At 61.5% G+C, this 15,946-nt stretch carries 18 protein-coding genes and 1 pseudogene; 8 read left to right on the top strand and 11 right to left on the bottom strand.

The annotated features are described in order from the left end of the window. Window positions 1-7 precede the first annotated feature (7 nt). Window positions 8-1,303, bottom strand: a complete 1,296-nt coding sequence (locus FHT69_RS19335) for a M16 family metallopeptidase (protein ID WP_183905832.1) — start codon at window positions 1,301-1,303, stop codon at window positions 8-10. Between the two features lie 3 nt (window positions 1,304-1,306). Continuing rightward, window positions 1,307-2,731, bottom strand: coding sequence for a threonine synthase (gene thrC / locus FHT69_RS19330; protein ID WP_047613972.1), 1,425 nt, complete (start codon window positions 2,729-2,731; stop codon window positions 1,307-1,309). Between the two features lie 263 nt (window positions 2,732-2,994). Here thrC and FHT69_RS19325 point away from each other — a divergent pair, with 263 nt between their 5' ends. Further along, window positions 2,995-3,642, top strand: a complete 648-nt coding sequence (locus FHT69_RS19325; RefSeq protein WP_028755738.1) for a hypothetical protein — start codon at window positions 2,995-2,997, stop codon at window positions 3,640-3,642. 136 nt (window positions 3,643-3,778) lie between these two features. On the opposite strand, the gene FHT69_RS19320 is transcribed toward FHT69_RS19325, so the two are convergent. From FHT69_RS19320 to FHT69_RS19305, 4 genes and pseudogenes are all read right to left on the bottom strand, one after another. Continuing rightward, window positions 3,779-4,468 carry an HAD family hydrolase gene (locus tag FHT69_RS19320; protein WP_028755737.1) on the bottom strand — a complete coding sequence of 230 codons (690 nt, stop codon included), beginning with the start codon at window positions 4,466-4,468 and terminating at the stop codon, window positions 3,779-3,781. 354 nt (window positions 4,469-4,822) lie between these two features. Next, window positions 4,823-6,232, bottom strand: a complete 1,410-nt coding sequence (locus FHT69_RS19315) for a Dyp-type peroxidase (protein WP_183905831.1) — start codon at window positions 6,230-6,232, stop codon at window positions 4,823-4,825. Between the two features lie 203 nt (window positions 6,233-6,435). Next, window positions 6,436-6,642 (bottom strand): annotated as a pseudogene (locus FHT69_RS19310) (hypothetical protein); the annotation flags it as partial. Window positions 6,643-6,697: 55 nt separating this feature from the next. Continuing rightward, window positions 6,698-8,530: a methyl-accepting chemotaxis protein gene (locus tag FHT69_RS19305; RefSeq protein ID WP_028755734.1), complete on the bottom strand. Its 1,833-nt coding sequence runs from the start codon at window positions 8,528-8,530 to the stop codon at window positions 6,698-6,700. Between the two features lie 201 nt (window positions 8,531-8,731). Here FHT69_RS19305 and FHT69_RS19300 point away from each other — a divergent pair, with 201 nt between their 5' ends. Next, window positions 8,732-8,947 carry a hypothetical protein gene (locus FHT69_RS19300; protein WP_028755733.1) on the top strand — a complete coding sequence of 72 codons (216 nt, stop codon included), beginning with the start codon at window positions 8,732-8,734 and terminating at the stop codon, window positions 8,945-8,947. Between the two features lie 250 nt (window positions 8,948-9,197). Continuing rightward, entirely contained in the window at window positions 9,198-9,629 is a 432-nt protein-coding gene (locus FHT69_RS19295; protein WP_028755732.1) for a hypothetical protein, read from the top strand. 45 nt (window positions 9,630-9,674) lie between these two features. On the opposite strand, the gene FHT69_RS19290 is transcribed toward FHT69_RS19295, so the two are convergent. Then, entirely contained in the window at window positions 9,675-10,361 is a 687-nt protein-coding gene (locus FHT69_RS19290) for an ArsR/SmtB family transcription factor (protein ID WP_183905830.1), read from the bottom strand. Window positions 10,362-10,444: 83 nt separating this feature from the next. Between FHT69_RS19290 and FHT69_RS19285 the strand changes: the two genes are divergently transcribed. From FHT69_RS19285 to FHT69_RS19275, 3 genes are all read left to right on the top strand, one after another. Then, window positions 10,445-10,774 carry an NIPSNAP family protein gene (locus FHT69_RS19285; protein WP_063476493.1) on the top strand — a complete coding sequence of 110 codons (330 nt, stop codon included), beginning with the start codon at window positions 10,445-10,447 and terminating at the stop codon, window positions 10,772-10,774. Then, window positions 10,771-11,121 carry an antibiotic biosynthesis monooxygenase family protein gene (locus FHT69_RS19280; protein WP_047613979.1) on the top strand — a complete coding sequence of 117 codons (351 nt, stop codon included), beginning with the start codon at window positions 10,771-10,773 and terminating at the stop codon, window positions 11,119-11,121. The genes FHT69_RS19285 and FHT69_RS19280 overlap by 4 nt, the downstream gene beginning before the upstream one ends. Window positions 11,122-11,263: 142 nt before the next feature. Then, window positions 11,264-12,418 carry a site-specific DNA-methyltransferase gene (locus tag FHT69_RS19275; protein ID WP_047613981.1) on the top strand — a complete coding sequence of 385 codons (1,155 nt, stop codon included), beginning with the start codon at window positions 11,264-11,266 and terminating at the stop codon, window positions 12,416-12,418. A 147-nt stretch (window positions 12,419-12,565) separates the two neighbouring features. Here the strand turns inward: FHT69_RS19275 and FHT69_RS19270 are convergent, their stop codons facing one another. From FHT69_RS19270 to mutY, 3 genes are read right to left on the bottom strand one after another with little or no spacing between them, the layout of a single operon-like run. Then, the gene (locus FHT69_RS19270; protein ID WP_047613982.1) at window positions 12,566-12,931 is read right to left on the bottom strand and encodes a nuclear transport factor 2 family protein; all 366 of its coding nucleotides are present in this window, start codon (window positions 12,929-12,931) and stop codon (window positions 12,566-12,568) included. 5 nt (window positions 12,932-12,936) lie between these two features. Next, window positions 12,937-13,551, bottom strand: a complete 615-nt coding sequence (locus FHT69_RS19265; RefSeq protein WP_183905829.1) for an HAD family phosphatase — start codon at window positions 13,549-13,551, stop codon at window positions 12,937-12,939. 2 nt (window positions 13,552-13,553) lie between these two features. Beyond that, window positions 13,554-14,645: an A/G-specific adenine glycosylase gene (gene mutY / locus FHT69_RS19260; protein ID WP_183905828.1), complete on the bottom strand. Its 1,092-nt coding sequence runs from the start codon at window positions 14,643-14,645 to the stop codon at window positions 13,554-13,556. Between the two features lie 108 nt (window positions 14,646-14,753). On the opposite strand from mutY, the gene FHT69_RS19255 reads away from it, so the two are divergent. Then, the gene (locus FHT69_RS19255; RefSeq protein ID WP_028757158.1) at window positions 14,754-15,251 is read left to right on the top strand and encodes a DUF721 domain-containing protein; all 498 of its coding nucleotides are present in this window, start codon (window positions 14,754-14,756) and stop codon (window positions 15,249-15,251) included. Between the two features lie 15 nt (window positions 15,252-15,266). On the opposite strand, the gene FHT69_RS19250 is transcribed toward FHT69_RS19255, so the two are convergent. Then, complete coding sequence (locus tag FHT69_RS19250) at window positions 15,267-15,710, bottom strand: RbsD/FucU family protein (RefSeq protein ID WP_183905827.1); 444 nt, start codon at window positions 15,708-15,710, stop codon at window positions 15,267-15,269. Between the two features lie 53 nt (window positions 15,711-15,763). Between FHT69_RS19250 and FHT69_RS19245 the strand changes: the two genes are divergently transcribed. Next, entirely contained in the window at window positions 15,764-15,931 is a 168-nt protein-coding gene (locus tag FHT69_RS19245) for a hypothetical protein (RefSeq protein WP_183905826.1), read from the top strand. Window positions 15,932-15,946: the final 15 nt, after the last annotated feature.

The raw sequence follows: 15,946 nt of genomic DNA, 5'->3' as shown, positions 1-15,946 counted from the left end.
CGTCGGATCAGCTTGCCTGCAGCGTCTTCGACGCCGGGACCGAAAGCGAGGCGGTGATGTCTTCCATCGGCGCGAGCTGCTCCAACGGCCCGATCGCCGAAAGCGTCGGCACCGTGTCGTAGAACAGCCGGCCGGCAAGGTCGGTCAGCCGCTCGATGGTGATGCCTTCCAGCCGCTCCATCATCTCCGGATTGGAGATCGGCCGGCCGTAGAGCATCATCTGCCTGGCGATCTGGCCGGCGCGGGCAGCCGGGCTCTCCTGGCCCATCAGCAGCTGGGCGCGGATCTGGGCGCGGGCGCGCTCGATTTCCTTCTGGTGGATGGCATCGGTGGATTTGTGCAGCTCGTCGATGATGACCGGCAACAGTTCCGGCAGGTTCTCGCCGCCGGTCGCGGCATGAATGCCGAGGATGCCGGTGTCGGAAAAGCCCCAGTGGAAGGCATAGACGGAATAACAGAGGCCGCGGAACTCGCGCACTTCCTGGAAGAGCCTGGAGGACATGCCGCCGCCAAGAATATTGGCAAGGATCTGCGAGCAGTAGAAATCGCGGGCATGATAGGGCTTGCCCTCGAAGCCGAGCAGGATCTGCGCGTCCATCAGGTCGCGCGGTTCGCGCACGCTGCCACCGATATAACGCGCCGCTTCCATGACGGGCGGGGCGGAAGGCGAAGTCGGCAGGCTCGCAAAACGATCCTCGACCATGCGGACGAATTCATCATGCTCGACGGCGCCGGTCGCCACCACGAACATGCGGTCGGTCGTGTAGTTGCGGCCGAGATAGCCGCGGATCTGCTGCGGCGTGAAGGAGACGACGGTCTCCGGCGTGCCGAGGATCGCCCGGCCGAGCGTCTGGTCGCGATAGGCGGCTTCGGAGAACCGGTCGAACACCACGTCGTCGGGCGTATCGTTGGCGGCGTTGATCTCCTGCAGGATCACCTGCTTCTCACGCTCCAGTTCCTCCTCCTCGAAAGCCGATTCCGTCAGGATGTCGGCGAGGATATCGACGGCGAGCGGCACATGATCCTTGAGCACGCGGGCATAATAGGAGGTCGTCTCGGTCGAGGTCGCGGCGTTGACTTCGCCGCCGACATCCTCGATCTCCTCGGCAATCTGGCGGGCCGAGCGGCGCGCCGTGCCCTTGAAAGCCATGTGTTCGAGCAGGTGGGCGATGCCGTGCTCGTCTCCCGTCTCGTTACGCGATCCTGATTTGATCCAGACTCCGAGCGCGACACTTTCAAGGTGCGGCATGGTTTCTGTGACTACTGTCAGCCCGGATTTGAGCCGGGTGCACTCAACTGTCATTGGCTATCTTTCTGCGCCTGCTGTCGTCTCGCCACGGGCATGTTTGCCGATAAAAGTCTCAACGGCTTTCAGCTCCGGCTTGATGATCTGGAAACGCTCCTCCCTGTGCATCACATCAGCAAGCCACGTCGGAAGCGCCGGGTCAATACCGCAAGCGGATTTTACGGCGACGGGGAATTTCGCCGGATGCGCGGTCGAAAGCGTCACCATCGGCGTATTCGGCTTCTCTTTCTTCGCCGCAACGAAGACGCCGATCGCCGAATGCGGATCCAGCAGATAACCGGTCTCGGCATGGGTCTTGCGGATCGTCTCGGCCACCTGTTTCTCGCTGGCGCGGCCGGCGCGGAAGTCGCGGCGGATCGCCTTCAGCGCTTCAGGAGCAATCTCGAAGCCATTGGATTGTTTGAGACTCTCCATCGCCGCGCGCACCTTCGAGGCGTCGCGCCCATAGGCTTCGAACAGCAGCCGTTCGAAGTTCGACGAGATCTGGATGTCCATCGACGGCGAGCTCGTCGCCTTGACCGCCTTCATGTCGTAGCGGCCGGTCTTCAGCGTCCGCGCCAGGATGTCGTTCTCGTTGGTGGCGATCACCAGCCGATCGATCGGCAGGCCCATGCGCTTGGCGCAGTAACCGGCGAAGATGTCGCCGAAATTGCCTGTGGGCACCGTGAACGAGATCTTCCGGTCGGGTCCGCCGAGGGCGACGGCCGCCGTGAAATAATAGACGATCTGGGCCATGATGCGGGCCCAGTTGATCGAGTTGACGCCGGAGAGACGAACCTTGTCGCGGAAGGCCACGTCGTTGAACATCGCCTTCACCAGGTTCTGGCAATCGTCGAAATTGCCCTCGACGGCAAGCGCATGCACGTTTGGCGAAGACGAGGTCGTCATCTGCCGCTGCTGCACCGGCGACACCTTGCCGTGCGGGAAGAGGATGAAGATATCGGTGCGCTCGCGGCCCGCAAAGGCGTCGATCGCCGCCCCGCCGGTATCACCCGAGGTGGCGCCGACGATCGTCGCCCGCTCGCCGCGCTTTTCCAGCGCATAGTCCATCAGCCGGGCGAGCAGCTGCATCGCCACGTCCTTGAAGGCGAGCGTCGTGCCGTGGAAGAGCTCCATGACGAAGCTGTTCGGCCCGGTCTGGACGAGCGGCGCGATCGCCGGGTGGCGGAAGGTGCCGTAGGCCTCGTCGATCATCGCCCGGAACGTGTCGTCGGGGATCTCGCCGTTGGTGAAGGGCGACAGGATGGTGAAGGCCACTTCCTGATAGGTCTTGCCGCGCAGTGCCCGGATCTCCTTCTTCGAGAAGCTCGGCCATTTACGGGGAACGTAGAGCCCGCCGTCGCGCGCCAGCCCGGTCAGCAGGGCGTCGCAAAAGCCGAGGGAAGGGGCCTCGCCGCGGGTCGAGATATAGTCCACGTTCGTCATCCTTGATCTATCGCTGGAAGAAATCCGGCCGGGCGCAGCCGTGGCTTGCTCTGCCGAAAATTGGAGAGGGGCTGCCCCGTAGGCACGCCATCGCGGGTATCCTGTTGAAGTTGCCCGCATCCGGCGGCGAAAAGTGCATCAAAACGGCGCTTACCCAATCGATTTTTGTTTGCGCCGCTGATATAGACCATCGCAAACCGTCATGAAAGGCCTCGCGGAAAAGACATGGGGCCTCCAAGAAACGCTTGTACAAGGGATGGAATATGGTGCTCGGCAAGGTCTCGCGTCTCATCGTCTCCGCATCTTTTCTTGCCCTGCTCGCCGGCTGCAACTCGCTCGGCATAGGCGGAGACAGCAAGTCGTCTGCACCGCCGACCCAGCCGAACGGCACCGCCCAGATCATGCCGCTGGCACCCGCCAACCCCTCGTCGAACAATCCGTCGATCGGCACGGCCACGACCGCGCAGGGCACCGTTGCCCCGGTCGTCCAGGGCGCCTGCCCGCAGATCTTCATGCGTGACCAGGATGCGATCTTCCGCACCTATGCCAAGGGCAAGAAGGACGATCCGCAGCAGATCGTCTACCAGGCCTCCTTCGGCGATTACACCCGCCAGTGCACGCTGAACGACACCAACCTGACGATGACGGTCGTCGCCCAGCTGCGCCTGATCACCGGCCCGGCCGGTGCGCCGGGCCCGCTGACGCTGCCGATCCGCGTCACCATCCTCGACGGCGAGAACGTGCTCTATTCCGAGGTCACCAAGTTCGCGACCGAGATCCCGGCAGGCGCGCCTGGCACGCAGGTGATCTTCCGCAAGGAAGGCATCAAGATGCCGGTCGGCGCCGGCGCCCTGGTGCGCGTCAATGTCGGCTTCGACACCCAGCCGGCGAAGACCAAGAAGAGCAGCTAAGCAATTCGGCCTTCGGCCTACACCGGCCTGGGAGCTCATCGATAGCGGCCCCTCATCCGGCTGCCGCCACCCGGTCAGGCTAGGGTGAGGGCAGTCGTACGCTCAAACCAGAGCGGGCTAGCGGGCTTCGGGCGCTTCAGAGAACGTTGTCCCAGGCGGCCAAGGCGGCGACGACGCCCGGCAGGTCGTTCATGCGCGAGATCGCCGTTTCGGCGCCGGCATCGGTCAATTTATCGGCATGGGCGGGATAGCTGTGCGAGGCGCCGGTAAAGCCGATGACGCGCATGCCGGCGGCGCGCGCCGCATGCACGCCGTGCACGGAATCCTCGACCACGACAACCTTGTCGGGCGAAACTCCCATCTGGCTTGCGCCGTGCAGGAAGATGTCGGGCTTCGGCTTGGCGCGGTCGGGGCCGAGATCCTTGGCGGAGAAAATGTTGGGTGCAAACAGCGGCTTCAACCCCACCTTGGTCAGCATCATGTCGAGCCGCTTGGTGCTGGAATTCGAGCAGATGCAGCGCTTCATCGGCAGCCGGGAGACGGCGAATTCGACCCCCGCAATGGCCTTGACGTCCTGCGCCAGCCGGAGGTCGAGCATCTTTTCCGACTTGTCGAGCAGCGAGGCCGAAAGCGGGATGCTCGCCTCGCGCTCGATCTGCAGCAGGATGTTGCGCCATGTCATGCCGGCGAAACGCTCGCCCATTTCCTCGACGCCGATCGGGTAGCCGGCCTCCGTCAGCAGCGCGGATTCGACTTCCGCCGCGATGATTTCGGAATCGACGAGAACGCCGTCGCAGTCGAAGATGATGAGGTCGAAGCCGTCCATATGTTCACGCCTTGCTGAAATCTGGGCCGAAAGCCTGGGTCTTGTCCGGGGATGCTGCGGCTTTACACGATGCCCGCCCAAAGCTCAACCGGATCTCAAGCATGGCTGCGATGCGGCAAGCGACCGGCTCCGGCGTTGCTGCCGGATCGGCGGCGTAAGCCACCGTCATCCAGCCCTCGACAAGCAGGAACTCGCTTGCCACCGAAGGCGCATCGGAGGGAGCCGGAAGGCACAATCGCACGCCGCATCAGCCGAATGCTCGCCTGGCATCGTGCGCGGCGCTATAGAGTGAGAGCGCCTGGAGATGACCGTGGAATGACGTCGGCGGGATTGCCCGCCAACGTCATGGCAAGCTTAAAGCGAGCTCAGAAATGCGAGGGACGGCATAAAGAAATATTCGCCTCCCTTCATCTTCACCGCTTGAGGAACGGTTGCAACGGTCTTGAGGGAGCCGGGATCACCCCAGATGGCCGCTCCTTCCATATCTGGTCGCGCAGCATCTTGTTTTGTTTGACCGATGACCGGATCGACCCCAGGCGCTGGAAAGCCGGTCGGCACAGCTGGGAAACCGGGATTGTTGGCCCAATTTTTCTGCGTGAATTCGAACTGATTGCCTATATCACTGTTGAACGCCATGAATAACAGGCCGACGTATTTACTCGGTTTGTTCTCGATCCTGCCATCGTTCGGATTATCTGTTCGCACGCCATAGGTTTGGCCGCGTCGGGCCATGAGGTGCTTTCGTTCGCCAGCACTGTTTTCGAACCCGCCCGACCCGCGCGGATTGGTTTTTCGGATATGCCCTGAAAAGGGACACTTTGCGCCGCTCTTGTCGCTGAAGTAGTTGAAGTTGTTCGGGACGGGTGACTCAACGCCGTCTTCTGACTGCATCGTGACCGGCGTTCCGTCCTCAAAGCGCCCGACGACCATGGCGCCGGCCCTTTCGTCATCAGCTCCGAACAAGCGATCTGCAAGTTTCTGCTCTTGCCTTTTGAACCGGCGGACGTTTTGTTCCAGCTTCCGGTATACGAAGTAACTTCCGAAATGAACGGCCGGATCGGGCGCTGCTGGATCAGGAACAATAACCTGTTCTAATGGGAAAGCCGGATCCCAGTTGGCAATTCCATCTGTCGCGTTTTCTTCCGCGTCGATGTCTTCCAGCAGAAACAGCGGCTGGCTGCGCCCATCGACATAGCCGAAGTGTTCGATACCTTCTCTATTGTCATTGTGAAGACCCAGGCCATCTTGCGTCCCCACGATTGTTACCCCATGCGAGGCCTGGATCAAGTTTACCACCTGATCGTGAGCAGTGACCTTGGTGTCATTGAGCATATCTCCCACCAGAACGACCGCATGGATGGGATTGCGAAAATAAGAATCCCACCTGCTGACATCAGGGTCATTCAAGTCGGATTTTTGCATGCCCGCGCGAAATATCGGATCGCTCGGCCTTTGGGCGATTTGGAGGGCTTGATAGCCCTCGTCAGTAAGGCCAAGCCCGATGTACGGCGTTCCCGGCGTCGAAGGTTTGGCTTTGAATGCTTCAATTTCCATTAAATGTTGCTTTGCCGATTTCATCAGCGTCGTGGAAATTGCCCGAAGGAAGTTTTTCGCAGCTTCCTTATCGTCAAACCGCAGAAAAAGCAGAGTCAAAAACTCACGAACATGCGCCTTGATGATGTTCGGCTGAAGGTTGTCAAGCATAGTGCTGTCGTCGGCAGATGGATTTTTCCATGAGATTGGAGAATTTAACGTGACGGACATCTTGCGTTCCTCCGTTAATGACATCGTCATTAAACAACAGGTAGCATATTAGAGTCAACGCAACCATTTATTGTTTGATTTGTATTTCCGATGGCGTGTTGAATCTTTTGCCGTTTTTGATCTGCAAACGACCCTATTGGCATCAGGGTGCGCTAGATGTCCTCGATGCTGCGGGTGAGGGTGGTGGACTTTGATCTGATTTATCACCCGCCCACTTGGATAGGCTCTGCTGCCACTGCTGGAGAGTGCAGGCACTGCCGGTCGCCCTCCGCTGAGAAGATGATCGGGCGACTTTCCGCCGCCCGGCGCGCCCAGCCTTTGTCCAAGAAACTTGACAGCAGGGCCTCGCCGAGACGGCCGGCAAGATCAGCCCGCCTTTCGTTACAGTCGAGGCAGGAGCGGCAGCCGCAATGATCTGAGGTCCTCGACGTCGCGGGAATGGAAATGGCGAGCAGACAGAAGCCGTCAGGCCGCCAGCTGCCCGCTCCGGCGTCCAGCGGCAGATGGCGTCGAAGCCGTCGCGCGCAGCTTGAACCGGGAAACGAGTTCACGCAGCTTGGCGGCTTCCTCGGCGAGATGACCGGATGCCGCGGTTGACTGCTCCACCATCGCCGCGTTCTGCTGGGTCACCTGATCCATGGAATTGACGGCGGTATTGACTTCGGCAAGGCCGGTCGACTGCTCTCTTGCCGAGACGGCGATGGCATCCATGTGCTGATTGATGCGGGCGATCTGTTCGCTGATCGCCTTCAGAACCTGGCTGGTGTCGAGAACCAGCTTGACGCCGCTTTCCACTTCCACCGACGATTTCTGGATGTGACCTTTGATTTCCTTTGCCGCCTGGGCCGATCTCTGCGCGAGTTCGCGCACTTCCTGGGCCACCACCGCAAAGCCCTTGCCCGCCTCTCCGGCGCGCGCCGCTTCGACGCCGGCGTTCAGCGCCAGCAGGTTGGTCTGGAAGGCGATCTCGTCGATCACGCCGATAATGCTGGAGATCTGCTGCGACGAAGCCTCGATGCGGCGCATCGCCTCTTCGGCATGCGACACGACCTCCGAAGACTTGGCGGCATTGCGGTTCGCATCGGTCGCTTCCGTGCGCGCCTCGTCGGTGCGCTTGCTCGAGTTCGAGACATTGGCGGTGATCTGATCGAGCGCTGCGGCGGTTTCTTCGAGCGAGGCAGCCTGCTGTTCGGTGCGTTTTGACAGATCGCCGGCCCCGGATGCGATTTCCCGGGTGCCTTCGTCGATCGCGGCAATGGCGGCCGCAATGGCGCCGAGCGTTTGGTCGAGCTGGCGGATCGACATGTTGAAATCATGCCGGAGGCCCTCGAAATCAGGTGCGAACGGCTCGTCGATCTGGAAGGCGAGATCGCCGGATGCAAGCCGCTTCAGGCCGGCGGCAAGGCCGGATGTCGCCGCCCGCAGCCGAATGGCTGCATCTTCGTCGGCCTGTTTGCGGGCCGTCAGCCGTTCGGTTTCGCCCTGCAACCGGGCTGCCTCGGCGTCTTGCTCGAGCTGCCTGTTGGCAATTGCCGCCTGGCGGAAGATTTCGACGGCCGATGCCATCGTTCCGATTTCGTCCGAGCGGCCGATCCCGGTGCAGGCAATGGCCGTGTCACCGCCGGCAAGCCTTTGCATATCGTTGGAAAGCGCCAGGATCGGCTTGGTTACGGTCTTCCGCGTCAGGAAATAGAGACCAATGGCGAACAATGCGGCTGCGGCCAGAAGTGCTTTCAGAGCGATATCGACCGAAGCCTTGACGTCGGCGCTACGCTTGGAGATTTCGTCTGACGCGGCGGTGATCTCATCGCCGGCCTGTTCCATGGCCGTTTCCAACGTCGAGAACTGCTGCATGAATGCGGGCAAGGCCTTCAATGCTGCCGAGGGATCCTGGCTTGCCAGATCCACGATTTTCGTGGCGCTCTCGATATAGCTCAGAAGCGGAGGTTCGATGCTGGCAAGCAGCGCTTTGGTCTTGTCGTCGGCGGCAAGTGCCTTGTTGGCGGCAATCATCTCGCGAAACGACGCGTCGTGTTCCACCAGGTCCGCCTTCACCGCGGCCGCTTCTATGCCCGCTGCCGGATTGGACGCCAGCATCGATGCCAGCACGTCCGCGCGCATCGCGTCATGCATCATGTCTGCCTGCATGTGGTTGCGCAGAATTTGCGCCGACCGGGCAACGTCGGCGTTGTTTTCCGAGAGGGTCGAGGCCGACCAGATGCCGACCCCCGTGGCGCCACCCGCCAAGGCGAAAATCGCGATGCTCGCAATGATGATCTTATGCTGGATCGACGCCATGACAGGGCTCTCTCGTTAATTTAGAACGTGAGAGTACCGGAATATGCTTAATGATTTCTCAGCACCGGTCCTTAGTGGCGTGAAAACAACAGGTTGCATTCGATATTTCATTTTCGATTAAAGGTTGATCCGCCCATCGTGGCCGCTCATTGCTGCTTCATGGTCTCAGGCGTAGCATGCAGGTGCACAAGGAGAGGGACCATGAGGCTTTCAGCTTTCGTCCGACCGGCGGCAGCCGTAGTGCTGCTGTTTGCCTTCACATCCACCGACGTCATCGCCAGGGGCAAGCACCGAAGCTGTGCGCAGCTGCAGGCGATGAAGGATAATGCCCTGACCGGCGGAAAGCATGCCGGGGATGGCACCGACAAGAGAGCCAAGGTCGAAAGGAAGATGAGGAAGAAGGGCTGCCAGAGCTAAGCCGCCGATAGCGTGCGAGTACCGAGAGAACATGGACCGGCAGCAGGCGAGCCTGTTACCGAAACGGCAGACTGCGCCTTCGTTGAGGACGGCGCGAGATCCATCAAATCCGCGTCATGCAGTTCTAACCGAAGCCCCAGGACTACCTTTGGCAAACTCATGCACTAGATGGCGATCGAGGAGGACGTCACCGCCGCTATGGGGAGGAGAACAAGCGGCATGCCAAGGAACGGACGAAGAGGAAGACCGCATGACGATCGAGGACATCATCGAGACCCTGGAAAAGACTGATATGCCCGACAGCCGGATCGACGCCTTCATCACCTGTGCTTTCCTGCTGAAGCAATTCCGGCCGGCCGAACCGGACGATTTCGACGGTCCCCACGACTATATGCCGAGCAGTATCAAGTCGCCGCATGGTTTCCTGATGGCGCGTTCGTTCACGCATGATGTCAATCACGCCATCGATCTGTGCCGGGAGGTGCAGCCGGATGCGGTTTGGCACCTCGCCTGCGGCCGCCAGACATCGGACGAGTCGCTTTACGGTGCGCAGCTGCGCGAGATCGATGAGGGCGAAAGCGTGCTCGGTGAAGCCGAGAGCAACCACGCGGCGCTGGCGCTCACTCTTGCGGCGCTGCGGGCGCATGTGCGGCAGGAAGATGAAAAGAGGGCAGGGGCATGAGGCCGCCGGAAACGGCCTTGGAACCTCCTGCAGACCGGCAATAAGCTACGGATCGACCGGAAAAAGCGTCAGGAACTGCCGGTCGCCTTCCGGCGAAAACAGGATCGAGCGGCTCTCGGCCGTGCGCCGCGCCCAGCCCTTGTCGAGGAAGCTTGACAGCAGCGCCTTGCCGAGGCTGCCGGCGAGGTGGGTGCGTCTTTCGCTCCAGTCGAGGCAGGAGCGGCAGAGCGGCCGGCGCGAGGATCTGAGGTCGCCGACATCGATGCCGATGCATTTGAGGTCGCCTTCGCCCTTTTCCGTCAGCGCCAGGCCGTTGCCGACCGCCTCGATCGAGCCGGAGGCAATCAGGCTGTCGAGCATGCGCACGCCGTAATCACCGGCAAGATGATCGTAGCAGATGCGCGCCTTGCGCAGCGCCGGCTCCTTCGGTCCCGGCTGGTGGCGCAGGTGCCCGCGTCCGGCGGCAAAACCCATCATGCTTTCGATCAGCCGGGCAACGGCCTCGTCGGCGAGGGTGAAATATCGGTGGCGGCCCTGCTTGCGCTGGGCAAGCAGCCCACCGGCTTCGAGCTTGGCGAGATGGGTGCTCGCCGTCTGTACGGTGATGCCGCCGACGCCGGCAAGCTCCGTCGCCGTCAGCGCCCGGCCGCCGATCAGCGCCGCCAGCATGTTGGCGCGGGCGGGATCGCCGATCAGCGCGCCGATCTGCGCAATGTCTGGGCCTTCCTTCATAGTTCGATCGTAACCGAAGCATCGCCGTCAGGCAATGTGCGAAAACGGCCCAGGAGAGCACTGAGACAACAAAGGAGAAAACCATGATCACCTGCTTCATCCGCTATCAGATCGACCCCTTCAAGAAGGAAGCGTTTGCCGAATATGCCCGCAACTGGGGCCAGGCGATTCCGAAGAACGGTGCCGACCTGATCGGCTATTACGGCCCGCACGAGGGATCGGCGACGACGGCTTACGGCGTCTATAATATCGAGAGCCTCGCCGCCTATGAAGCCTATCGCGCCCGGCTGGCGTCCGACCCGCTCGGCCGCGAGAATTACGAATTTGCCCGACGCGAGCGCTTCATCCTGAAGGAAGATCGCATCTTCCTCAAAAATGTCTCCGCCCCTCACGCCAAGCTGGTGCTGCCATGATCGCCGTCATCTTCGAAGTCGTGCCCTATATGGGCGAACGCCACAAATATCTGGATCTTGCCGGCGAGTTGCGCAGCGAGCTCGAAAAGATCGACGGCTTCATCTCGATCGAGCGTTTCGAGAGCCTGACGAACCGCGGCAAGCTTTTATCGCTCTCCTTCTTCCGCGACGAGGCGGCCGTCAAGGAGTGGCGCAATCTCGAGGCGCACCGGGCAGCGCAGCAGGCCGGCCGCGGCGGCATCTTCGCCGATTACCGCCTGCGGATCGCCAGCGTCGTCCGTGATTACGGCATGTTCGAACGCGACGAAGCGCCGGCCGACAGCCGCAGGATTCACGATGCCGCCTGATCGCCGGCATCGGCAAAGTCTGCCGCTCACTCATCGGCCGGCCGAATAAATTCCCGAAATCGGCCACCGCTTCAGGCTTTGGTAACTAAGTTGCGTAACCATAACGGACAGTTAAGCGTAGAGCGTATGAGTGAGTATCAGAATGGCATCAGTTTTTCCGCTTGCCGACCTCAAGGCTTCCGTCAAGTCGGATTCCCGGCCGGGATCCCGGTCGGATTCCTGGGTTGACACGATCATCAAGGGCGATTGCGTCAGCGCCCTCGAAGCGTTGCCCAGCCACTCCGTCGATATCATCTTTGCCGACCCGCCGTATAATCTCCAGCTCGGCGGAACGCTGCATCGTCCCGATCAGTCGCTGGTCGATGCGGTCGATGACGAATGGGATCAGTTCGCCTCCTTCGAGGCTTATGACGCCTTCACCCGCGCCTGGCTGCTGGCCTGCCGGCGGGTGCTGAAGCCGACAGGCTCGATCTGGGTGATCGGCTCCTACCACAATATCTTCCGCGTCGGCGCCACGCTGCAGGATCTGAACTTCTGGATCCTCAACGACATCATCTGGCGCAAGACCAACCCGATGCCGAATTTCAAGGGCCGCCGTTTCCAGAACGCCCATGAGACGATGATCTGGGCGAGCCCCAACGCCAAGGCCAAGGGCTATACCTTCAATTACGATGCGATGAAGGCGGCCAATGACGACGTGCAGATGCGCTCCGACTGGCTGTTCCCGATCTGCAATGGCGGCGAGCGGCTGAAGGGCGAGGACGGCAAGAAGGTGCATCCGACGCAGAAGCCGGAAGCGCTGCTTGCCCGCGTCATCATGGCCTCGACCAAGCCCGGCGATATCGTGCTCGATCCTTTCTTCGGCTCGGGAACGACGGGTGCGGTCGCCAAGCGTCTTGGCCGCCACTTCGTCGGCATCGAGCGCGAACAGGATTATATCGATGCAGCCTCGGCCCGCATCGCCGCCGTCGAGCCGCTCGGCAAGGCGGAACTGACCGTCATGACCGGCAAGAAGGCCGAAGTCCGCGTCGCCTTCAACGTGCTGGTCGAAAGCGGCCTGATCAAGCCCGGCCAGGTGCTGACCGACGCCAAGCGCCGCTACAGCGCGATCGTGCGCGCCGACGGCACCGTGGCCTCAGGCGGCGAGGCCGGCTCCATTCATCGTCTCGGCGCCAAGGTGCAGGGTCTCGATGCATGCAACGGATGGACCTTCTGGCATTTCGAAGACGGGCAGTCCCTGCGCCCGATCGACGATCTCAGGTCCGTCATCCGCAGTGATCTGGCAAAGGTGGAGTGAGCACCACCTTCGCAAGATCGAGATACCTTCTTCCGATTTCCCTCCAGTTGCGGGAGAAGGCCAAGGCGCCCGGAGTTCAAGCTCCGGGCGTCTTCTATTTGCGCTGTACCAGCAAAACTGCGCAGCGGTTTTGCTGGAACGCGGTCATCAGAACTCTTGATAATCGGTGACCTCGACCCGCGTGACGCGCCCTTCCGCATTGAAGGTGATTGTCTCCTCGCCCTCGCGGATCAGCGGCTTGCCCGTCTTGCTGTGGGTGGCGCGCACCGACCAGACCGATCGGCCGGAGAGCGGCGTCAACGTTTCCACCAGCGAATTTTCCGCCGTCTGATCGGGATAGTCGTCGAAATAGCGCCGGAAGGCAGCCATGATCTCAGGCCGGCCGGCAAGACTGCCGACACCGTTCGAGACATAGGTCGCATCCTCGGCGAAATAGGCCTCGATGGCGGGAAAATCGAGGGCGTTGATGGCGGCGTGAAAGCGCTCGATTTCTTCTGCGGGGTCGAAAGCCATGGATCTCAGACCTTCAATCCGTAAGCGGCGAGATCGCTGCGCAGCTTCTCCGCACCCGAAAACAGCACCGCATTCCAGCCATAGGCCTTGGCGCCTTCGACATTGACCGGCGCGTCGTCGATGAAGATCGTGGCCGCGGGATCGAGGCCGAAGCTTTTCGTATGCGTCTCGTAGATGGCGATATCCGGCTTGATCAGGCCGACATCGCCGGAAACGGTGACGCCGCGCGGTCGGTTGAGGAAGGCGAAGCGTTGCTGCGCCTCGCGGAAGGTGTCGGAGGCGAAGTTGGTCAGCATCGTCACGTCGCGCCCTTCGGCGATCAGCCCCTCCATGATCGCGACGCTGTCCTCATAGGCGTGCGGCACCATCTCGTGCCAATATTTGCGGAAGGCGCGGATCTGTTCCTCACGTGCCGGGTGCTGTTCGATCAGCAGCGCTTCGGCCTCCGCCCAGCTGCGGCCGCGGTCCTGCTCGATGTTCCAGTCATGGGTGCAGATATTGGCGAAGAACCAGTTGCGCTCGGCCTCATCCGGGATCAGGCGGCTGAAGGGAAGATGCGGATCGTAATGAATGAGGACTTTGCCGATATCGAAAACAATATGCTTTATGCCGGTGGTCATGGTCATCCCTTGGATGTTTTAAACGCGAGAGGAATAGCCGCTGCGATCGCTTTTTTCATGACGGTCGGCAGCGCCTGCGCTTCAAGATTTGTAACCGGCTCCCACCATCCGTCATTCGTGCCGACCTTATCGGCAATCGCTGCGCGCCAGATCGACAGCCTGAGCTCGAAATGGGTGAAGACGTGGATGACGGTGCCACAGGCCTGCCATGCCGCCTCGAAGGGCGCGGCCGCAGCCGAGGTCTCGCCGTCCATGCGCGCCGTCCAGGCTGTCGTCGGCACCTCGGTCATGCCGCCGAGCAGGCCGCTGTCGATGCGCCGCCGCAGCAGGATTTCGCCATCGCCGGTCACCGCGATGAAGGCCGCGCCATAGCGCACCGGCTTCTCCTTCTTCGCCGCCTTGACCGGATAGATCTCGGGATCGGAAAGCTTGAGCGCCTCGCAGGCGCCGCGGAACGGACAGAGCGAACAGGCCGGCCGCTTCGGCGTGCAGATCGTCGCACCGAGATCCATCATCGCCTGGGCGAAATCGCCGGGGCGTTCTGCCGGCGTCAGCAGCGCCACCTTTTCCTTCATCGCGGGCTTGGCGGCCGGCAGCGGTGTTTCGATCGCATAGAGCCTGGAGATCACCCGCTCGACATTGCCGTCCATGACGGCCGCCTGCCGGTTGAAGGCAATGGCCGCGACGGCGGCGGCCGTATAGTCGCCGATGCCGGGGAGCGACTTCAGCCCCTCTTCGGTATCGGGAAAGATGCCGCCATGCTCTGTCGCCACCGCCTCGGCGCATTTCTTCAGGTTGCGGGCCCGGGCGTAATAGCCGAGCCCCGCCCAGGCGGCCATGACAGCGTCGTTCTCGGCCGCGGCAAGATCGGTCACCTCGGGCCAGCGCTTGAGAAAGCGCTCGAAATAGGGTTTGACCGCCTGCACCGTCGTCTGCTGCAGCATCACCTCGGAAAGCCAGACGTGATAGGGATCGGCCTTGACGCCGCGGGCCGCCATGCCGGGCGAGACACGCCAGGGCAGGTCGCGGTGGTGGCGATCGTACCAGTCGAGGAGGGGCTTTGCCGAGGGCGTGTCGAGTGTGGTGATCGTCATGATTTGCCGCGATGGGGGGAAGTGCCTATACTTGGCGAAGCAATGCCGCGCGATCAAGTCGGCCGCGCCAATTGCCTGTGCGATTGACGGCAGGGCCCAAGGGTTTCGATGAGTTATCCACGCAAAGATGTAAAGCAGATTTCCGAGCTGGCAAACGGGCTGATCGATCCCGTCCTGGCGCGGCGCGCCGGCATCAACACGGCGCTGCTCGGTTCGTGGAGCGAAATCGCCGGCGAGGATTTCGCCGATTGCACCCGGCCGGAAAAAATCGCCTGGGCCCGCGGCGGCAATGAGGCCGGCGGCTTCCGCCCCGGTGTGCTCACCATCGCCTGCGAAGGCGCGCGCGCGCTGTTCCTCACCCATGCCCAGGGCGAACTCATCCAGCGCATCAACAGCTTCTTCGGCTTCGCCGCCGTCCACCAGATCCGCATCGTCCAGAAGCCCGTCTCACAACCCATCCGCCGCTCCCGCACCCCGGCGCCGCTGAAAGGCGAAGCCGCCCGCAAGCTCGAAGGCATGATGGAGGGGATCGAGAACGACAAGCTGCGCCAGGCGATCCAGCGCTTAGGGACCGCGGTGATGGGGAAGCGGGGGAATCAGCGCTGACGTCCAGGACCGCCGCTAAACGACACCCTTCTTCAGGATGAAATTGCCGTAGGGCCGGATCTCCCCCGTCTGAACCACCGCAAAGCAGGATTCAGCCAGTGGATAATAGGCGAAGCGCTCGATGGGCCTGCTCGTGATGCTGCGCTTTTCCGCCGTCGAGCAGAGCAATTCCACATCCGCATGAACCGGTAGCATGATGCCGGTCTGATCCGGATCCTCCATATGCATGAGCGGCTGTTCGACGAAATGATCGAGCGGCATGACCGCCAGGATCGCCGCTATGGCGTCTGAGGCGCTGGCCGCGTTCATCGACACGAGTTTGCCGCTGACGGTCTTTTTCGACACGCGGCACGCCGAGAAATTCTTGTCGACGATGGCGATCTCGTCGCCGTGGCCCATCGCGCTCAATAGCCACAAAAGATCCGGGCAAAGAATCCCGGGAATGTTTTTCAGTGCCATATTCGTTCCTCCCTTTGCATCCGTATATCACCATAAATCGCAGAAGAAAACGCTTGCGCAAACGTTTCGATGGCCATATAGCGGTTTTTAACATTTCATTGGAGGATGAAATGGGCCGGGTGACCGCCGAGGCTGAGGAGGCTTGTTCAGGGTGGTTGAATCTTTCGATTTTGTTCTGGGAATTGACGCGGCGGCAGTTTGAAGCTGCGCGTCAGGCGTGACGGGGAGGTCTGCAA

This window comes from Rhizobium sp. BK008 (assembly GCF_014197345.1).
Taxonomy (GTDB): Bacteria; Pseudomonadota; Alphaproteobacteria; order Rhizobiales; family Rhizobiaceae; genus Rhizobium; species Rhizobium anhuiense.
The sequence above is the reverse complement of the archived record's forward strand: the minus strand, read 5'-3'. Positions and strand labels throughout refer to the sequence as shown.